Genomic DNA, 1,324 nt, shown 5'->3' on the forward strand with positions numbered 1-1,324 from the left:
AATTGTTACGTTTGAGAATATGTAAAGGGGATATATTATACAATAAAAAAATCTCCAAGGTATTTTCCAGGGAGATGAATTATAGTTTTCTAATAGAAATGACTTAAATCAGTAACCCCAATATGGAGGGAAATAGTATGAATCTTGATAATATAGATTTTGTGGTTGAGATGGGGGCTGAGTTGATGAGTTTATCGTTCTACGGTTTTGATTACAGTTTGCTGAGGGACCAATTACTGTAGTAGATTGAATTGGAGAAATGGCTTGTTTCCATTGTTGTTCATCGAGACAGTAAGTATGAGCCATCATATTGGCTGGAGTTAATCTTAAAATATCAGAACCAAAAATAACTTCTGGGGTTGGAGCATCGAAAATCGCTAATAAATGAGTATTATCTGCTGTAGCAATTTCATAATGCCACCATGCTTGCGGAATGTTGGCAACTTGCCCTGGTTTTATCGGTAAGTTTAATATTTGATTCGTAAATGGATTAAGTAAAGAAACGACAGCAGATCCTGAAATACAGTAAACAAGTTCAGCTGCATTTTGATGGATATGTGGTTCTACAACATTTCCTGTACTTAAGTAAATATCTAATAATGAAGTGTTTTCTAAAGTATTTAACTGTTTTATGCCAAGTACGTTTATATAATTTTGGGCATCTTTCTTAAAAAAATTACTTTTACTTAAATCATGAGTGAAATTGGTTGAGGGGGATGTGTAGTCGATATTGGAAGTCATCTGTATTACCCGCCTTTCTTATGTTGTATTGCAATTTGAAATTAGGGTATGAGTCTAGTTATTGAAACGTGAAAGGGGTGATGGTTTTAGTTTGTACAATAATAAAATCGTTAGTATGTATACAGTTTGATTGGATCACGATGAAATAGTATAACATTAGTTTGATTGCGAAATAAAGTGCTATTAATTACAATTAATGTAATTAATAGCGCTTTTTTATTATGGAATACAAGGGGAGTATGAGGAATGAATAATACTATTTTAAAAGAGTTAGAAGTTGAATTGAAAAATCACTTTAAACCGTTTTTGAATGCACCTGCAACAATAGAAGAAATTCAATATGTCGAAAGTGAAATGGGAATTTCGTTTCCAGCTGAATTACGTATGCTTTATCTCGCACATAACGGTGAGGTTAGATCTGGACCAGGATTATTTTTTGGGTTGCCATTTCTCTCGTTAGATGAAGTTTTAGATGAGTGGAGAATATGGAAAAAGGTTGAAGATGGAGGACCATTTGATATTCTATACCAACAAATTATATTAAAGAAAAATATGCAAATAAAAAATGGATACCAATTAGTAA

At 32.4% G+C, this 1,324-nt stretch carries 1 protein-coding gene and 1 pseudogene; one reads left to right on the forward strand and one right to left on the reverse strand.

Annotated elements, in window-relative coordinates:
- Window positions 1-108: 108 nt before the first annotated feature.
- Window positions 109-741, reverse strand: a complete 633-nt coding sequence (locus KI356_RS25340; protein WP_212936817.1) for a cupin domain-containing protein — start codon at window positions 739-741, stop codon at window positions 109-111.
- Window positions 742-987: 246 nt separating this feature from the next.
- Between KI356_RS25340 and KI356_RS25345 the strand changes: the two are divergent.
- Window positions 988-1,324: pseudogene (locus KI356_RS25345) on the forward strand (SMI1/KNR4 family protein); the annotation flags it as partial.

This window comes from Bacillus hominis, from assembly GCF_018332515.1.
GTDB lineage: Bacteria > Bacillota > Bacilli > Bacillales > Bacillaceae_G > Bacillus_A > Bacillus_A hominis.